17 protein-coding genes are annotated in these 14,737 nt (G+C 69.0%); 9 read left to right on the top strand and 8 right to left on the bottom strand.

All coding sequences use genetic code 11. The features are described from left to right. Positions 1–7: 7 nt before the first annotated feature. From G6N48_RS18770 to G6N48_RS18755, 4 genes are all read right to left on the bottom strand, one after another. Complete coding sequence (locus tag G6N48_RS18770; RefSeq protein WP_085268528.1) at positions 8–847, bottom strand: SDR family oxidoreductase; 840 nt, start codon at positions 845–847, stop codon at positions 8–10. Between the two features lie 54 nt (positions 848–901). After that, a complete protein-coding gene (locus tag G6N48_RS18765; RefSeq protein WP_085268529.1) occupies positions 902–2,203 on the bottom strand; it encodes a sodium:proton exchanger in 1,302 nt (433 codons plus the stop codon). 274 nt (positions 2,204–2,477) lie between these two features. Further along, a complete protein-coding gene (locus G6N48_RS18760; protein ID WP_085268530.1) occupies positions 2,478–3,296 on the bottom strand; it encodes an SDR family NAD(P)-dependent oxidoreductase in 819 nt (272 codons plus the stop codon). Next, positions 3,297–3,710, bottom strand: a complete 414-nt coding sequence (locus G6N48_RS18755; RefSeq protein WP_085268531.1) for a nuclear transport factor 2 family protein — start codon at positions 3,708–3,710, stop codon at positions 3,297–3,299. A gap of 180 nt (positions 3,711–3,890) precedes the next feature. On the opposite strand from G6N48_RS18755, the gene G6N48_RS18750 reads away from it, so the two are divergent. From G6N48_RS18750 to G6N48_RS27725, 6 genes are all read left to right on the top strand, one after another. Further along, on the top strand, positions 3,891–4,754 hold the full coding sequence (locus tag G6N48_RS18750; RefSeq protein ID WP_085268532.1) for a helix-turn-helix domain-containing protein: 864 nt from the start codon (positions 3,891–3,893) through the stop codon (positions 4,752–4,754). Positions 4,755–4,850: 96 nt separating this feature from the next. Further along, positions 4,851–6,239 (top strand): MmgE/PrpD family protein, encoded by a 1,389-nt coding sequence (locus G6N48_RS18745; RefSeq protein WP_085268671.1) that lies wholly within the window; start codon positions 4,851–4,853, stop codon positions 6,237–6,239. A gap of 53 nt (positions 6,240–6,292) precedes the next feature. Further along, complete coding sequence (locus G6N48_RS18740) at positions 6,293–7,063, top strand: DUF2127 domain-containing protein (protein ID WP_085268533.1); 771 nt, start codon at positions 6,293–6,295, stop codon at positions 7,061–7,063. Positions 7,064–7,141: 78 nt separating this feature from the next. Next, entirely contained in the window at positions 7,142–7,324 is a 183-nt protein-coding gene (locus G6N48_RS27855) for a hypothetical protein (RefSeq protein ID WP_085268534.1), read from the top strand. 10 nt (positions 7,325–7,334) lie between these two features. Then, complete coding sequence (locus G6N48_RS18730) at positions 7,335–8,192, top strand: SDR family oxidoreductase (RefSeq protein WP_085268535.1); 858 nt, start codon at positions 7,335–7,337, stop codon at positions 8,190–8,192. 143 nt (positions 8,193–8,335) lie between these two features. Further along, a complete protein-coding gene (locus G6N48_RS27725; protein WP_169718429.1) occupies positions 8,336–8,500 on the top strand; it encodes a hypothetical protein in 165 nt (54 codons plus the stop codon). Positions 8,501–8,506: 6 nt separating this feature from the next. On the opposite strand, the gene G6N48_RS18725 is transcribed toward G6N48_RS27725, so the two are convergent. Continuing rightward, complete coding sequence (locus G6N48_RS18725; protein WP_169718430.1) at positions 8,507–9,115, bottom strand: CGNR zinc finger domain-containing protein; 609 nt, start codon at positions 9,113–9,115, stop codon at positions 8,507–8,509. Positions 9,116–9,200: 85 nt separating this feature from the next. Between G6N48_RS18725 and G6N48_RS18720 the strand changes: the two genes are divergently transcribed. Then, the gene (locus G6N48_RS18720; protein WP_085268673.1) at positions 9,201–9,893 is read left to right on the top strand and encodes an SDR family oxidoreductase; all 693 of its coding nucleotides are present in this window, start codon (positions 9,201–9,203) and stop codon (positions 9,891–9,893) included. Positions 9,894–10,125: 232 nt separating this feature from the next. Further along, positions 10,126–10,581, top strand: coding sequence for an SRPBCC family protein (locus tag G6N48_RS18715; protein WP_085268536.1), 456 nt, complete (start codon positions 10,126–10,128; stop codon positions 10,579–10,581). 8 nt (positions 10,582–10,589) lie between these two features. Here the strand turns inward: G6N48_RS18715 and G6N48_RS18710 are convergent, their stop codons facing one another. The 3 genes from G6N48_RS18710 to G6N48_RS18700 form a co-directional block, all read right to left on the bottom strand. Then, positions 10,590–11,333: a class I SAM-dependent methyltransferase gene (locus tag G6N48_RS18710; RefSeq protein ID WP_085268537.1), complete on the bottom strand. Its 744-nt coding sequence runs from the start codon at positions 11,331–11,333 to the stop codon at positions 10,590–10,592. 115 nt (positions 11,334–11,448) lie between these two features. Next, the gene (locus G6N48_RS18705) at positions 11,449–12,834 is read right to left on the bottom strand and encodes an adenylate/guanylate cyclase domain-containing protein (RefSeq protein ID WP_085268538.1); all 1,386 of its coding nucleotides are present in this window, start codon (positions 12,832–12,834) and stop codon (positions 11,449–11,451) included. Positions 12,835–12,923: 89 nt separating this feature from the next. Continuing rightward, complete coding sequence (locus G6N48_RS18700; protein ID WP_139825706.1) at positions 12,924–13,517, bottom strand: TetR/AcrR family transcriptional regulator; 594 nt, start codon at positions 13,515–13,517, stop codon at positions 12,924–12,926. Positions 13,518–13,734: 217 nt separating this feature from the next. Between G6N48_RS18700 and G6N48_RS18695 the strand changes: the two genes are divergently transcribed. Next, complete coding sequence (locus tag G6N48_RS18695; protein WP_085268674.1) at positions 13,735–14,622, top strand: oxygenase MpaB family protein; 888 nt, start codon at positions 13,735–13,737, stop codon at positions 14,620–14,622. The last annotated feature ends 115 nt before the right edge of the window (positions 14,623–14,737 follow it).

Here is a 14,737-nt window from a genome sequence, read left to right as displayed (position 1 = left end):
CCGGCCGTCAGGTGCTGGCGGCGGCGACCCTGGCCCGCTCCGTCATCGAGGCGATCACGCCGCCGTCGTTGAGAATGTCGGTGCCGGTGAGATAACCCGCTTTGGCGCTGGCGCAGAACGCGAGCAGCTCGGCCATCTCCTCCGGCGTGCCCCACCGCGGCACCGCGGCGTTGGCGACCATCGCCCCGGCGCCGGCCTGCTCCTCGAGCCTGCCCATCTCGGTGTCGACGGACCCAGGAGACACCGAGACGATACGCGTGCCGCGTGCGTTGAACCTTTCGGCCGCAGACTGGCTGTACCAGCGCACGAAACTCTTGCTCAGGGCGTAGGCGATGCCGGACCGCGCCTCCTCGGGGACGATGTCGCAGGCCGCCAGCATCGCGTCGATGAAGGCGTCGGCATCGGTGATTGCCGTCGGAAATTGTTCCGTGGGAATCATTTCGGCGGGCAGTACGTGTGCCGCCATCGATGCGACGTTGACGATCGCGGCGCCCTCGCCGGCCACCGCGTAAAACGCCTCGTTGACGTTGACGGTGCCCAGGGCGTTGGTCCGCATCACGTAGTCGGCCGGGCCCATGCTCGGGCTCACCCCGGCGGTGTGGATGACCGAGGCGAGCGTTCCGAGCCCGGCGGCGGTGTCGAACAGGCCGGCGACCGCACTCGGGTCGGTGACGTCGCAGTAGACGACCGTGGGCGTGATTCCCAGGCTGTCCAGGGTCGCGGCGGCGGCGGCGAGCCGGTCTTGCCTCACGTCGCACAAGACCAGGACATGGTCGCGCCCAACGATTTTGGCCGTGGCCAGCCCCATGCCGCCCGCGCCGCCGGTGATGACCGAGACTCGATTCATACCTGGACGGTATACGCCGCGTGACCGTCGGTGAAGTCGCGGGTCGCCGGTGCGCTACGAAGCGACGCCCTGATCCGCCTCCGCGTGGTGGGGGTGGCCGCTGTGCCGGATGGTCGTCCCGAAGAACGGTGCCTTGAGGGTCGCGATCAGGTGGTGGCGGTGCACGGCCAGCCCGACGACGGCCACCGCCGCGTAGGCTCCGCAGAGCAGGAGCCGCCCGTGCGTCGTGGCGATCGGGAACTGAACGATGAACAAGGCCAGCAGCGCCCACGCCGCACCCCTGCTGAAGCGCAGTCCCAGCAACAACGCCACGCCCATCAGCGTCTGGGTGGCCGTCAGCAGTACCTCCTCCACCTGCCGCGGGTCGAGGGCGAGCGTGAAGCTGCCGCCGCCCAGCAGGTGGGCCACCGGCAGCGACCCGATCAGCAGCGTCCACTGGTTGACCTTCGAGGAGATCAGTGTCGCGATTGCCGCGGTGCCCTTGCCCCGGGCGGCGAAGATGGTCGCGACGATGAACTCGGGCGCCTCCGATGCCAGCGGGGCAAGCCACTGCACGAGCAGGAACCGGTCGACGCCCAGCTCGGTGCCGGCGGCCACCAGATTGTCGGCGAAGGGCTTGGCGCAGAGCACGATCACCGCACACGACACGAGAAACAGGCCCACGACGGTGACGCGCCGGCTGCGGTCGGGCAACGCCCCGATGGCGGCGGCCGTACCGATGAGGTCGGGCTCCTCGACGTCGCCCTGGCTGATCTTGTACAGGTAGAACCCGAACCAGGCCAGCAGGGCCAGCCCCGTCGCGAAATGGATCTGGCCGCTGACGGGCACGACGAATGCGGCCGCTCCGGCGATGAGCAGGAAGCCGAGCTCGACGCGGTTGGCCGGCCCCAGCGCCAGGCCGGTGGCTTTGCCGGAGCCCGACCTGCGCGCCACCAGGACGCTGACCAGCACGACCACGGGCCAGCCGAGTCCCATCAGGAGCCGGTTCGAGCCGGTCATGTTGGCGGCGGCGTACTGGGTGTAAACCGGGTCGTGGCCGGACACGAACGCGTAGTAAAGGTCGACGGCGTACTCGGGCAGGACCGCGATCAGGGCGAGTACCGCGATGGCCAGCCCGCCGGAGACGTCGATCTGCGCGGCCTCGGCGGCCCACGCGAGCAGGAAGCTGGCCGCCACCACCGCTGCCCCGAAGATCAGCAGCGCGGCGACCGGGTCGGGGTGCAGGCCGGCGATCTGCAAAACGAGCGCCGGTGCGATGAACGCCGCGGTGATCAGCGCCGAACGGCCCAGGGTCCGCCTCGTGCGGGAAGTGGTGGGGACGGCGAGGGGCGGCCTTTCGGTGTCCAGCATCGTCATCCCCCAGCTGGTAATCCGCGATCGTTTTCGGCTGGCTTGCCGTCGAGACTGCTGTTCAACCTACCTGCTATACGGTCGCCCAGCAACGTGCAGCCTAGCCTAAGTTCCTGGGCGCGCCGTGGCGTATTTGCTGGCCAGGACCTCACAAAGGAAAAGTTAGGCGCCCCTGATTAAGAAGTTTGGCAAACCGTCAGCGAGTCATTACTTTTCCTTGCCCACTCTCTCCTACGACGCGGCGGGACGCACCACGGTTCCCGGGGGCTTTGTCGCTCGGTCAGTCGTCCGGGCCCATGGCCGCCGCGGCGGCGGCGGTGAAGAGCTCGACGGCCTGGTTACGGCTCAACGACGCCAGCAGCTGGGCGGCGGCGCGCATGGTGTCACCGACCATGACGGTGGGTCCGTTGGTGAGGTTCTCGAACGCCTCGGCGATGACGTCCGCGACGGTGCCGGCGTCCGTCGGCGGCTCGTCGGGCGACCCGATTAGGCCGCGGCTGTGTTCGAGTTGCCGCAGCGCCGGTGTGTCGGTCTTGCCCAGGATCAACCCGAGGACGTCGACGCCCTTCCCGTGCAACTCGGCCCAGAGCGCTTCGGCGAAGACCATGTCGAAGGCCTTGGTGGCGCCGTAGGCGACCATGTTGGGTCCGCCGGCCAGCCCGGCGCCGGAGCCGAGGATGACGATGCCGCCGCGGCCGCGCTGCACCATCGCCGGGGCGAGGTGGTGGCACAACTGCATCGGCGCCATGCAGTTGCGCCGGACCATCGCCTCGGCGGCTGTCAGGGGGCTGGCCAGGAAGGGCTTGAAATCGGGATCGGCGCCCGCGCAGTACACAAGGAACCCGATCTCCAGGTCGCCGGTGGCCGCGGCGATCGCGGATGCCGCGCCCGGTTCTGCGAGATCGACCGCCAGCGTGCGGGTCTGGACGGACGCGCGGGACCCGATCTCGGCGGCGACCCGGTCCAGCACCGCCTTCCGGCGGGCCACCAGCACGACGTTGAGCCCGCGCGCGGCGAGTTCGGCGGCGAACGCGGCACCCACGCCGTCCGAGGCGCCGGCCACCAGAGCCCACGGTCCGTATTTGGCGGCGAAGTCCACCTACGCGCCGCCGACCTGGGTGAGGCGCACCTGGGTATACCGCCGGCGGGCGATCCGCCATCCGTCCCCGGTTCGCACGATCTCGTCGTCGTAGAAGCCGATCGCGTTGACGCCGGCGTCGTTGTCGGCGGCCATGATCAGCCCGTCGATGTAGGTGCGCGCAGTGGCCTTGTCGCCCCGGACCGTGACGGCCTGGTTGGTCAGGCGGTGCAGCGTGTGTCCGGCCATGGCATGGACCTGCTCCATGAAGTCGGTGACGGTGTCGACGCCGTGCCATGCGCCGATCTCGCCGTAGTCGAGTTCGCAGTCGTCGGTGAAGACCGTGCGAAACAGCTGCCAGTCGCGACGGTCGATGCCGGTGGCGTAGCGGGTCAAAAGGTCGCTGATGTCCTGGCGGTCTTCTCGTTCGGTCATCGGAAGTCTCCGTTGGGGTGGACCACGATGCGCCAGCCGGACGTCCGGTAAGACCACAGCACGCAATCCGTTACTTTCTCGAATAGTCGATATAAGCTCTCGAATGTTCGCTCAACTGTAGGAATTCCGCCGCAAGGGAGTCAAGCCATTCGCGGATCGACGTCTGCGCCTACGGCCCGAGTGCTCGACGTCGTCGAACTGCTGGCCCGGTCCGGGAACGCGCCGCTGCGGTTCTCCGATGTCGTGCGCGAGCTCGACCTCACCCAGGCGACGGCGCACGCGATCCTCAAGACGCTGTGCGACCGCGGATGGGCCAGCCGCGATCCCGTCGTGAAGACCTTCACCCTGGGGCCCGCGCTCGCCGTGGTGGCCGCGCGGACGGATACCGCCCGGCCGCTCGCGCACGCGGCGCGGGGCGCGGCGCTACGACTGTCGCGCGAGGTCGGCTACGCCTGTTCCGTCGTGGAACGGTTCGGCGAATCCCTGGTGGTCACCGCGTTCGAAGGTGAGCCCGCCACCCAGCCGTCGGGAATCCCCGGCGATCGCATTCCCTACGCCCCGCCGTTCGGGGTCGCGCTCGCCGCCTGGGACACCGCCGAGGAGCAGCGCGCATGGATCCGCCGCGGCGTCGGCGCCAACGCCGATCGCACGCGGCGGCTCGAACAGGTGCTGGAGCACACGCGTGAGCGCGGCTTCGACGTCGACTGGACGACGCCGGCGCTCGCTCAGGCCGTGCAGGTCGTCGGCACCCTCGACAGCAACGAGATGCCGACCCCGGTCCGCCACATCATGGACCAGTTGCTGGTGGAGTTCACCACCATCGGCTTCCTGTCCGACGACAACCCCGGTCGCCGCAAACAACCCGTGGTGACCATCGCCGCGCCGGTTTTCGACACCCGCCGGCAAGTCGCCCTGATGCTCGCCGTGCATCCGCTCTGCCCGCTCAGCGCGCGCCAGATCCGGGTGATCGGTAAGAAACTCACCGACGAGACGACGGCGGTCAGCCCGCAACCGCGACCCGGCGAGATCGAGCCGGCGGTCTGAGCAACCGCGCCGCCGGCCGCGGGCTCGGCCGAGTACATCTAGGCTCTCTCAGTGGCGCTGGGAACGGCGGAGGGCGAAGTGGCGCGAATCTATGTAGTGGATGACTTGGCCGAGTTCGTCGTGGCGGCCGAACCCCGGGACCTGAGCGAGAGGTCGCGGGCACTGATGAAGCGCAACGTGCTCGACAGCGTGGCCTGCGCCGTCGGCTCACTGGATGGTGAGCTGATCGCGACGATCCGCGAGCACACCGAACAGTTCAGCGCACGGCCCACGGCGACACTCGTCGGCGGTGGGCGGGCGTCGGTGGATCAGGCCGCCTTCTTCAACGCGGTGCTGGTGCGCTACCCCGACCTGCTCGACACCTACCTGACGGTCGGGGGGTTGTGCCACCCCGCCGACAATTTCGGTGCGGTCCTGGCCGTCGCGGAGCACACCGGCGCCGGCGGCGGGGATTTCCTGTTGGCCCTCGCGGTCGCCTACGAGATCCAATGCCGTTTCAGCGCAGCAGTTCCCGTCATGGCGCGGGGTCTCAATCACGCCCTGCAACTGGCGATGTCGGCGGCGGCGGGGGCCGCCAAGCTGCTCGATCTGAACGCCGGGCAGACCGCGAACGCGATCGCCGCCGCGACGGCCGACAACGTGTCGCTGGCGACGGTGCACGCCGAGCCGGTGTCGCAGTGGAAGGGCATTTCGCCGGCCATCACCGGCATGCGCGCGGTATACGCGACGATCCTGGCGGGCCGCGGGATCACCGGTCCCCGATCGCTGTTCGACGGCCCGCACGGCCTCGTGCAGCTTTTCGACCGACCGATCGACATGCGCACCGCCGACCGGGCGCTGTCCTGTGTCGAGCAGACCTACCTGAAGCAGTACTGCTCACTGATCCACGGGCAGGTCGTCATCGACGCGGTGCTGGCCCTGCGCGCCGACAACGACTTGCGGGGGGCGGACGTCGCGCGGGTGACCCTCGAGGTGTTCCAGGGGGCTTACGACTTCGCCGGCGGGGGAGCCTACGGGGACAAGGACCAGCCGCGCACCAAGGAGCAGGCCGACTACAACCTGAAATACCTGAGCGCGGTCGCGCTCCTGGACGGCGGCGTCGGCCCCGAACAGCTTGAGAACGAACGGGTTCTGCGCGCCGATGTCCAGGACCTGCTGACCCGCGTCGAAATCGAGCCCGCCGCGGACCTAACCGCCGACTACCCGCAGCGCACGGCCGCCCGCGTGCACATCGCCACCCACGACGGGCGTCACCTGCGCCGCGAGCAAGACGATTACGAAGGTTCGTTGACACGGCCCATGTCCTGGGAACGCGTGGTGGACAAGTTCAACTGGCTCGCCGAACCCTTCTGCGACCAGACACTGCGCGAGGACATCGTCACCGCGGTCGACCGCCTCGACGAGGTGCCGGTCGCCGAACTCGCCGGGCTGCTGGGCGCGGTGAGCGCCACCGCCCGGCGCCGGCGAAGCGCACCGCGCTTTTGAAAGCCGCGCGCCTCCTTGCGTGCGTCGTCGCCGGCACTGAATGATCGGTGGCCATGTGTAGAAACGGCGGCGCCAACCGGTGGGAGCTGATCACCTGCGGGTTGCAGGGGCATGTGACGTACCGGCCCGATGGTCCCGATGACCGGGAGCTCGCCGATCGGTTGAGCGCGAGCACAGCGCTCGGCCAGGCGTGGCGCTGCCTGCGGTGCGGGGAGTTCGTCGTCGGCGAACCCGCCGGGCACGGGCGCGCCGAGGATGCACCGATGATATTGCGCGGCAAGGCATTGCGCCAAGCCATCATCGTTCGTGCGCTCGGCATCGAGCGTTTCGTCCGGGCGCTGCTGATCGGGCTGGCGGCTTACGCCGTGTGGAAGTTCCGCGGTGCCCGCGGATCCATCCAGGCCACGCTCGACCGGGACCTCCCGCTGTTGCGGGCCAGCGGTTTTCAGGTCGATCAGATGACGGCGGTGCACGAGCTGGAGAAGGCGCTGGCCGCCAAGCCGTCGACCCTCACCCTGCTGACCGTCGCGCTGGTCGCCTACGCGCTGGTGGAGGTGATCGAGGGCGTCGGGCTCTGGTTGCTGAAACGCTGGGGGGAGTACTTCGCGGTGGTGGCCACTTCGGTGTTCCTGCCGCTGGAGATTCACGATCTCGCCAAGGGCATCACGATGACGCGGGTGGTGACCTTCGGCATCAACGTGGCCGCCGTTGTCTATCTGCTGATCTCGAAGAGACTGTTCGGTCTTCGCGGTGGCCGCAAGGCCTACGACGCGGAACGGCGCGGCGAGCAACTGCTCGACGTCGAGCGCGCCGCCGGCGGCTGACCATCGGGCGCACCCGCGCGGGGGTTCGTGACCAATGACCATCGACCCCGTGGCCCGCTTCGTGGTGGGATCGTCGCCATGAGCGATAACACCGCGATCGAGGGTTGCCCACACTGCGGGCGGCGTAACCGTGTCCGTGCCGCGGGCCCTGGCAAGCCGCGTTGCGCGCAGTGCCACCGTTGGCTCCCGGTGATCGTCGACGCGGCGCCCATCACCGCGCTTCGCGCGTGGGTCGACCAGACGCTGCGCGTCAAGGCCTGAGCGCAGGCTCATGGGCACCTACGCGATCACCGGATCGGCCTCCGGGATGGGCCGCGAGGCCGCGCGGCGACTGCGAGACGACGGCCACACCGTGATCGGTGTCGACCTCGCGGATGCCGACGTCAGCGCCGACCTGTCCACCCCGCGCGGGCGCCGCGAGGCCGCCGACGGCGTGCTCGCCGCCTCGGGCGGCAGACTCGAGGGCGCCGTGCTGTCCGCCGGGCTGGGTCCCAGTCCCGGCCGTGACCGGCCGCGTCAGATCGCTCAAGTGAATTTCTTCGGCGTCGTCGAGCTGCTGACGGCATGGCGCCCGGCGCTGGCGACCACAGATCACCCGAAAGTCGTTGTGGTGTCCAGCAACTCATCGACCACGGTGCCTGCGGTGCCCGGGCGGACCGTGCGCGCGCTGCTCGCAAACGACCCTGACAGGGCCTTGCGGTCCGTGCGACTGTTCGGCCCGGCCGCCCCGACGATGATGTACGCGGCGTCCAAGATCGCCGTCACTCGCTGGGTGCGACGGCAGGCGGTGCTGCCGGAGTGGGCGGGCGCGGGTGTGCGGCTCAATGCGCTCGCGCCCGGCGCAACGATGACGCCCTTGCTGCAGGAGCAGCTGTCCTTCCCGCGGCAGGCCAAGGCGGTCCGATCGTTTCCCGTTCCGCTCGGGGGCTTCGCCGATGCCGGGCGGATGGCCGACTGGATGTGTTTCATGCTCTCGGATGCCGCGGATTTTCTCTGCGGGAGCACGATCTTCGTCGACGGCGGGACCGACGCGTACTTCCGCGCCGATGACTGGCCGACGGCTCTGCCGGCGCGGCGCTTGCCCGCCTACCTGCGGCGGTTCAAGAGTTGGCCGGCTCGGCGGGTGTGACCGGCGGTCGCGTGGCGCGACCCTGTGCCCGACGCCACAGCGCGGCTTTTCACCCCGTTTACCGCGGCGCGGTGCGGCCGTAAAGCGGTTGCGGTCCAATGCGATGAGCCGGCACGCCGGCCGAACACACGAAGGACCGAACTGTGCTCACACTGCAGTCCTGGATCCCCCGGAATCCCGCCAGCCTCGACGTGATCACCCCGATCAAGGCGCGGGCCTGCAGCGCGCTGAACGCCGTCTTGAAGAGCAGACCGATCGATGCGCCGGCGAAGGCGCGGCTGATGCCACGCGGCGCGGAGCGCTGCTGAGGTCGCCTACGTTGGCGCAACCGGTGAGCCGGTCACCTGGCCGCTGTTGCGTCTGCGGGCCCGGGAGGCACGCAAGTTCGCGGCGTTGCCGCACGTCTTCACGTCGTGCCACACGCCGCTGTTGTTCTTCGAGCGGTCGTAGAACGTCGAGCCGCAGCGGTGGTTGTGGCATCGCTTGATCCGGCGCCAGACTCCGGAACGTTGCGCAAGGAGTATCTCGGCCCAAAGCGCGGAGGCCAACCAGCGCCAGCCGGTGCCTGAGGGTTCCAACCTCACCTCCCCGGCGCCGGACACCGCGAACGACGCCTGGATTGGCCCGGCGACCGGACCGGGCGGCGCACCCGTGGTCACCAGCGCGGCGATAGTGGCCCGCAACCCGCGCAGCTTCGTCACATCCGTGGCGGTGAGCGTGGGTGGCCGCGCCTGCTCGCCGCGCAGCGCCGACCAGGTCCGGATAGCACCGCCGACCCATTGCGCGGCGACGGCGGTGTCGGCCAGCAGGTCCGGGCCGTATCCCTCGATGCCCGCAGTGTTCAGGAAATCCTGGACCAGGCCCAGGCCACCCGGTGCGCAGGCGAGCCCGTAACGCTGTGACGCAGACCATTGCTCAGACATAGGTAAAGAGTACTTGACTATGTCGCGCGACGCAATTATGTTGACAGAATCAAACGGCCTTTACCTAAGTCAAGGAGTGCGGATCATGGTCAACATCAAGGGGTCGACGGTTGTGGTGACCGGCGGGCAGCGCGGGCTCGGCAAGGCGATCGTCGACGAACTGCTGCGGCGCGGCGCGGCGAAGGTGTACGCGACGGCGCGCGCGCCCAAGCCCAGTGACGACCCGCGCGTGGTCAGTGTCGAGCTGGACGTGACCAAGCCCGATTCGGTTGCTGCGCTTGCGCTTAGGGCGACCGACGCCGCCATCGTCGTCAACAACGCCGGTGTGCTCGCCGCGCCGAAGTTGTTGAGCAGCGACATCGAGGAGGTGCGCGCGGTCTTCGAGACCAACTACTTCGGCGCGCTTCGCGTCGCGAAGGCGTTCGCGCCCATCCTGGCCGAGAACGGCGGCGGGGCCCTGGTCGACATCCTGTCGATCCTGTCCTGGCTGCCCGGTTCCGGCGGCTATGGCGATTCCAAGGCGGCGCTCTGGTCGGCGACCAACTCCCTGCGCATCGAGCTCGAGAAGCAGGGCACCCAGGTCACCGGCGTGCACCTGAGCTACACGGAGACCGACATGACGTCCGGCTTCGACGTCCCCAAGAACGACCCGCGTGAGGTGGCCCGGGCGATCGCCGACGGCATCGAGCGGTCAGACGCCGAGGTGCTCGCCGACGACCAGACCCGCTACGTCAAGGCGGCCCTGTCCGGACCGGTGGAAGCGCTGCGGGCGGATTGACCGAAAAGGTCTGTCCGAAGGCAGATCCCCGTCTTGTGACGGTGGGTCAAACAGGCCCGGGGGCGGGCCTCGCCCAAAAATGGGCTCGCTGCACTTCGGACAGACCACCGGGTGAACCCGGCACCGACAGAGTCGCATGCCGTCGGGGCGCGACACCACAGCCGAAGGTCCTCACCGCGGCAGCCCAAAGTCACTTGTGCTCCGTGGAGGCGCCGCATGTTTGGATAGCGCTATGCCCGATTCCGAAGACCGCGTCGTGAGCGCCACCCGCGTCATTTCCGCCAATGCCGAGACGATCTTCGAGCTGATCGCCGATCCATCGCGCCAGCCGAGCTGGGACGGCAACAACAACCTCGCCTCGGCAGCCGCGGGGCAGCGTGTCCGCCGGGTCGGCGACGTGTTCAAGACGGTCCTGACCAACGGCGCGGTCCGGGAGAACCACGTCGTCGAGTTCATCGAAGCCAGCAAGATCGCGTGGTGCCCGGCGGAGCCGCGCAAGCAGCCCCCCGGGCACCTGTGGCGTTGGGAGCTCAACGAGATCAACAACACCCTGACCCGCGTCACCCACACCTATGACTGGACGGCGCTCAACGACGAGACCCGGCTGGACAGGGCGCGGGCGACGACGGCGGAGATGTTGCGGGAATCGATCGACCGGTTGGCCCTGCTCGCGCAAAGCGGCGGCTAGCGGGGCGGTCAGCCCAACCTGGCGCGCACCCACTGCAGGAGGCCGAAGTTGCTGACCCGCACGCTGGTCAACCCGTGGTCTTCCAGGAAGTCGCCGATCTCGTCTTCGTCGAACGCGTGCGCCCCGACGTTGGGCAGCATCCGCCAGAGCTTTGCTGCGCGGCCGGCGGTCGGGACCATGACGGCCAGCCGCCCGCCGGTGCGCAGCACGCGCGTCATCTCGGCAAGCGCGGCCATCGGGTTCGGCACGAGCTGCAGGACGGCGGTCGAGATGACGGCGTCGACGGTGCCGTCCCGCAAGGGGAGTCGCTGCGCGTCGGCTTTGATGAAGCCGACCTGCGGGCCGGCCTCGTTGCGCACGGCGCGCCGCAGCATGGGCTCGGAGATGTCGACACCGAGGGCCAGCCCGTCGGGGCCCGCGGCACGGGCCAGCGACGCGGTGACGTTGCCGGGGCCCGAGCCGACGTCGAGCGCGACGCCGCCCGGCGGGATGTTCAGCCATTCCAGGGGTAGCTGCCACGCGCTGATCAGCCGGCGCGAGAGGGCCTGGGCGTTGTCGTAGAGCATCGAACCGATCGGTGACGCCCACGCCGCCTGGATCGGGCCGGTGTTCACCGAGACGCCGTCGTCTTCTTGTCGGCTGCCGAGCAGGTCCAGGTAACCCCTGCTCACGTCGGGATCGGCTGGCGGGTCGGTGAGGAGATCAAGCGCTCGCTGCAGCGCGGGCGGCAACGAGACGTGCACGTCGGTCATGCGTACTCCTTCGTCCAAATATCAAGCTGTACGCCGAAATCGAGGTTCACAGCGCAGCCTACGCCGCGCTGTGCGGGTGTTCGAGGGTCCGCCGAGGGCCGGTGTGTGGGATTGCTTACCGCGCGACGGTGGCGTGCTCGCGGACCAGGGCGCACAACTGCCACTGGCCCGGCACACCCCTCAGCTCGGTCTCGCCTCGGTCGCTGAACCTGTGGCGCGACCCGGTGACGATGTCGCGCACCGTGGAGGAGACCAGCACCTCGCCCGGGCCGGCGAGCGCCGCCACGCGCGCGCCGATGTGTACGGCCATGCCTGCGACGTCAGTCTTGGAGGCGCCCCGCACCTCGACCTCGCCCGCGTGAATGCCCACCCGAACTTCGACGCCCAGGACGCGGACCGCGTCGACGATCGCGTCGGCGCAGGAGAGCGCGGCGCTCGGGCTCTTGAATGTCGCGACGAATCCGTCTCCGGCCGTGTTGACTTCGCGACCGGAGAAGCGCCGGAGCTCGTGGCGCACGATCGCGTCGTGGTTGTCCAGCAGGTCGCGCCACCGGTCGTCGCCGATTGCGGCGGCGCGTTCGGTGGAGCCGACGATGTCGGTGAACACGATGGTGGTGAGCAGCCGTTCGGTGTCGGCGCCGCCGCGCACGCCGGTGACGAACTCCTCGATCTCGTCGAGCATCGGCCCGGTGTCGCCGACCCAGTACAGGACGTCGCTGCCCGGCAGTTCGACCAGGCGCGCCCCGGCGATGTGGTCGGCCAGGTAGCGGGCGTGCCCGACGGGACTGAATTGCGGGTTGTCACGGTGCAGGATCAGCGTCGGCGCGCTGATGCGCGGCAGGGCGTCGCGCACATCGGCCTCCCGGATGACCGCGATCATCGCGCGGGCCATGCTGGGCGAGGCGGCACGGTTGCCGGCCATGTCCCACCACGCGCGGAAGGCGTCGTCGTGCGCGACGCTGGGGGCGATGATGGCGAGGATGTCGAAACCCTGGTCGACGGCGTCCGGTTCGATCGCGACGGTCGAGTACGGGTCGGTCGCGGCGACCTCGGAGCCCATCGGGTAGTCGGGAGCCCGCAGCGTGCGGGCCGCGCCGTTGATGGTGATCAGGCCGCTCACCCGCTCGGGGTAGTCGGCCGCCATGACCAGACCGGTCATGGCGCTGAAGCTCGGCGCCACGACGGTGGCCCGCTCGCAGCCGACGGCATCCATCACGCCGATGGCATCGGCGGCCCAGAACTTCGGGCCCATCACGTCCAGCGAGGGAACCCGCGACGAGAGGCCGATGCCGCGCTGGTCGAGACGGATCACCCGGGCGAATGACGCCAGCCGGCGGTGGAACCGGTACATCGAGGGTTCGGCATCCACGGTATCGATCGGGATCGACGGCCCGGGCAGCACGAGCAAGTCCATCGGCCCGTCGCCGACGACCTGATATGCGATGTCGGTCTCGCCGCAACTGGCGTACCTGGTTCGCGGAGCCCCCGCCGAGCGAGCCACGCGATACAGGCTAGTTCAGCGCACCGACATCGTCGCGTCTTCGGAGCGAGGCATGCGACGGCCGTCCATCAGCGCCCAAGCCCCTGGCGTCAGCGGCGGATGATGGGCACCAGATAGCGGGCGGCGTACTCGCGGACGGCGGCGTTGTCCGAGGTGTCGAGCCGGTCGGTGGGGAAGACGATGATTCCGAGGGCGACCCGCAGCAGGATGTCGGCGATGTTCTCCAAATCGGCTTCGGGGATGTCGGTGCCGCAGCGCCGCAGGGTGTGGGCGATCCCGTCGGCGAACTGGCGGATCGGGAAGGCGTGCGACCGGGAGAACATGCCGAACAGCTCGGGCTCGCTCTCGGCGATCCGCGAGTACAGGGCCGAGTCGCCGACCAGGCGCACTCCCAGAGCGAAAGCCTCGATCACGGCGTCCGCGGGGTCGCGGCCCGTCGTGGCCTCGTCAAGGGTGGTGAAGAATTGCTGCGCCTCCCGTCGCACCACGTGTGCGAAGAGGACGTCCTTGGTGGGGAAGCGCCGGTAGACGGTGCTGCGGCTGACGCCGGCGCGCACGGCGACGTCCTCGATGTTGGCGCGGCGCACCCCGTAGGTCTCGAAGACCGCCCGCGCAGTGTCCAGGATTCTGCACTCCAGGTCGGTGACCGATTCGGCAGCGGCTGAACCCGCGTCGGACTGCATGATTCGCGGCATCGTATCAATCTCTCGGCTGTTGACCCGGCGCCGCAAACGGGGGTGAGGGTGCGGCCGAGCCCCCCGATTGCTACGCTTTGAAACAAAGATACGCCTTTGTGTCAATGATTCTCGGGAGGCTCTTGTGAGCTCGACGCCGGACAGAACCGCTCGCGCGCCGGACGCCGGTGCCCAGTTCGACGCCGGCGTCCGCGAAGCGCTGCCGATGCCCACCGACGAGGCCGGTGATGCGATCCCCGACTGCGCGCCGCGACTCGGGCCCGATTCGCTAATCTGGAAGTTCTACGGGGACAACCGCACGCAGTTCTTCGGATTCCAGCGCACCGCCGGGGTCGAGAACTGCATCGAGCAACTCGGCCAGGGCGTACTCGATCACTCAGTGGTGTTCAGCGACACGCTGGGCCGGGCCAAGCGCACGGGACCGCCGCTGATGAAGACCGTCTACTCCGACGAGCCGCACGTGTGGGGCCGCAAGGTGCGCGACTTCCACAAGCCCATCAAGGGCACGATCAGCGACGGCTCGAGGTATCACGCCCTCAACCCCGAGCTGTTCTATTGGGCACACGCGACTTTCGTCGACCAGGTCATCTACACCGCCGACACGTTCATCCGCCGGCTCTCCGACGCGGAGAAGGAACAGATCTTCAACGAAGGCAAGATCTGGTACAGCCTCTATGGCGTGAGTGAGCGCGGCCAGCCCCAGACCTACGATGATTTCCTCGCCTACTGGGAGCACATGCTCGGCCGGTTCGTTCCGCACAAGACCGTGCTGTACGGGACCGGATACATCAGGAAGGGAATTCCCGGCCCGCGCTGGATCCCCAAGCCCCTCTGGAAGGTGCTGTCGGCCCCGCTCAACGGCTACACCCGCCTGGTGCTGGTCGGCACCATGCCGCCCCAGATGCGCGAAGTGTGCCAGCTGCCGTGGAACCCGAAGAAGGAGAAGCGGTTTCAGCGATTCGCCGCAACCATGCGGGCGCTCAATCCCGTCATCAACCGGCTCCCACTGTGGGCGGTCTACACGCCATGGGCCGCCACGGCGTGGCGGCGTGCGGGCGTGGACCCGCGCACGCTGCACAACCGGGCCGCGTAGCGGCCGCCGACACCGGCTCTGCGTCGTGCCGAGTCGGGTCGCGAGGGTAGCCGCAAGAGTTTGCCCGTGAGACGATTGCGGCCATGCGAAGCCGGCTGTGGCGCTGGGGAGTCGC

It is taken from the genome of Mycobacterium parmense, assembly GCF_010730575.1.
Taxonomy (GTDB): Bacteria; Actinomycetota; Actinomycetes; order Mycobacteriales; family Mycobacteriaceae; genus Mycobacterium; species Mycobacterium parmense.
Note: the sequence above shows the minus strand (reverse complement) of the source record. Positions and strands in the feature narration are given on the sequence as shown.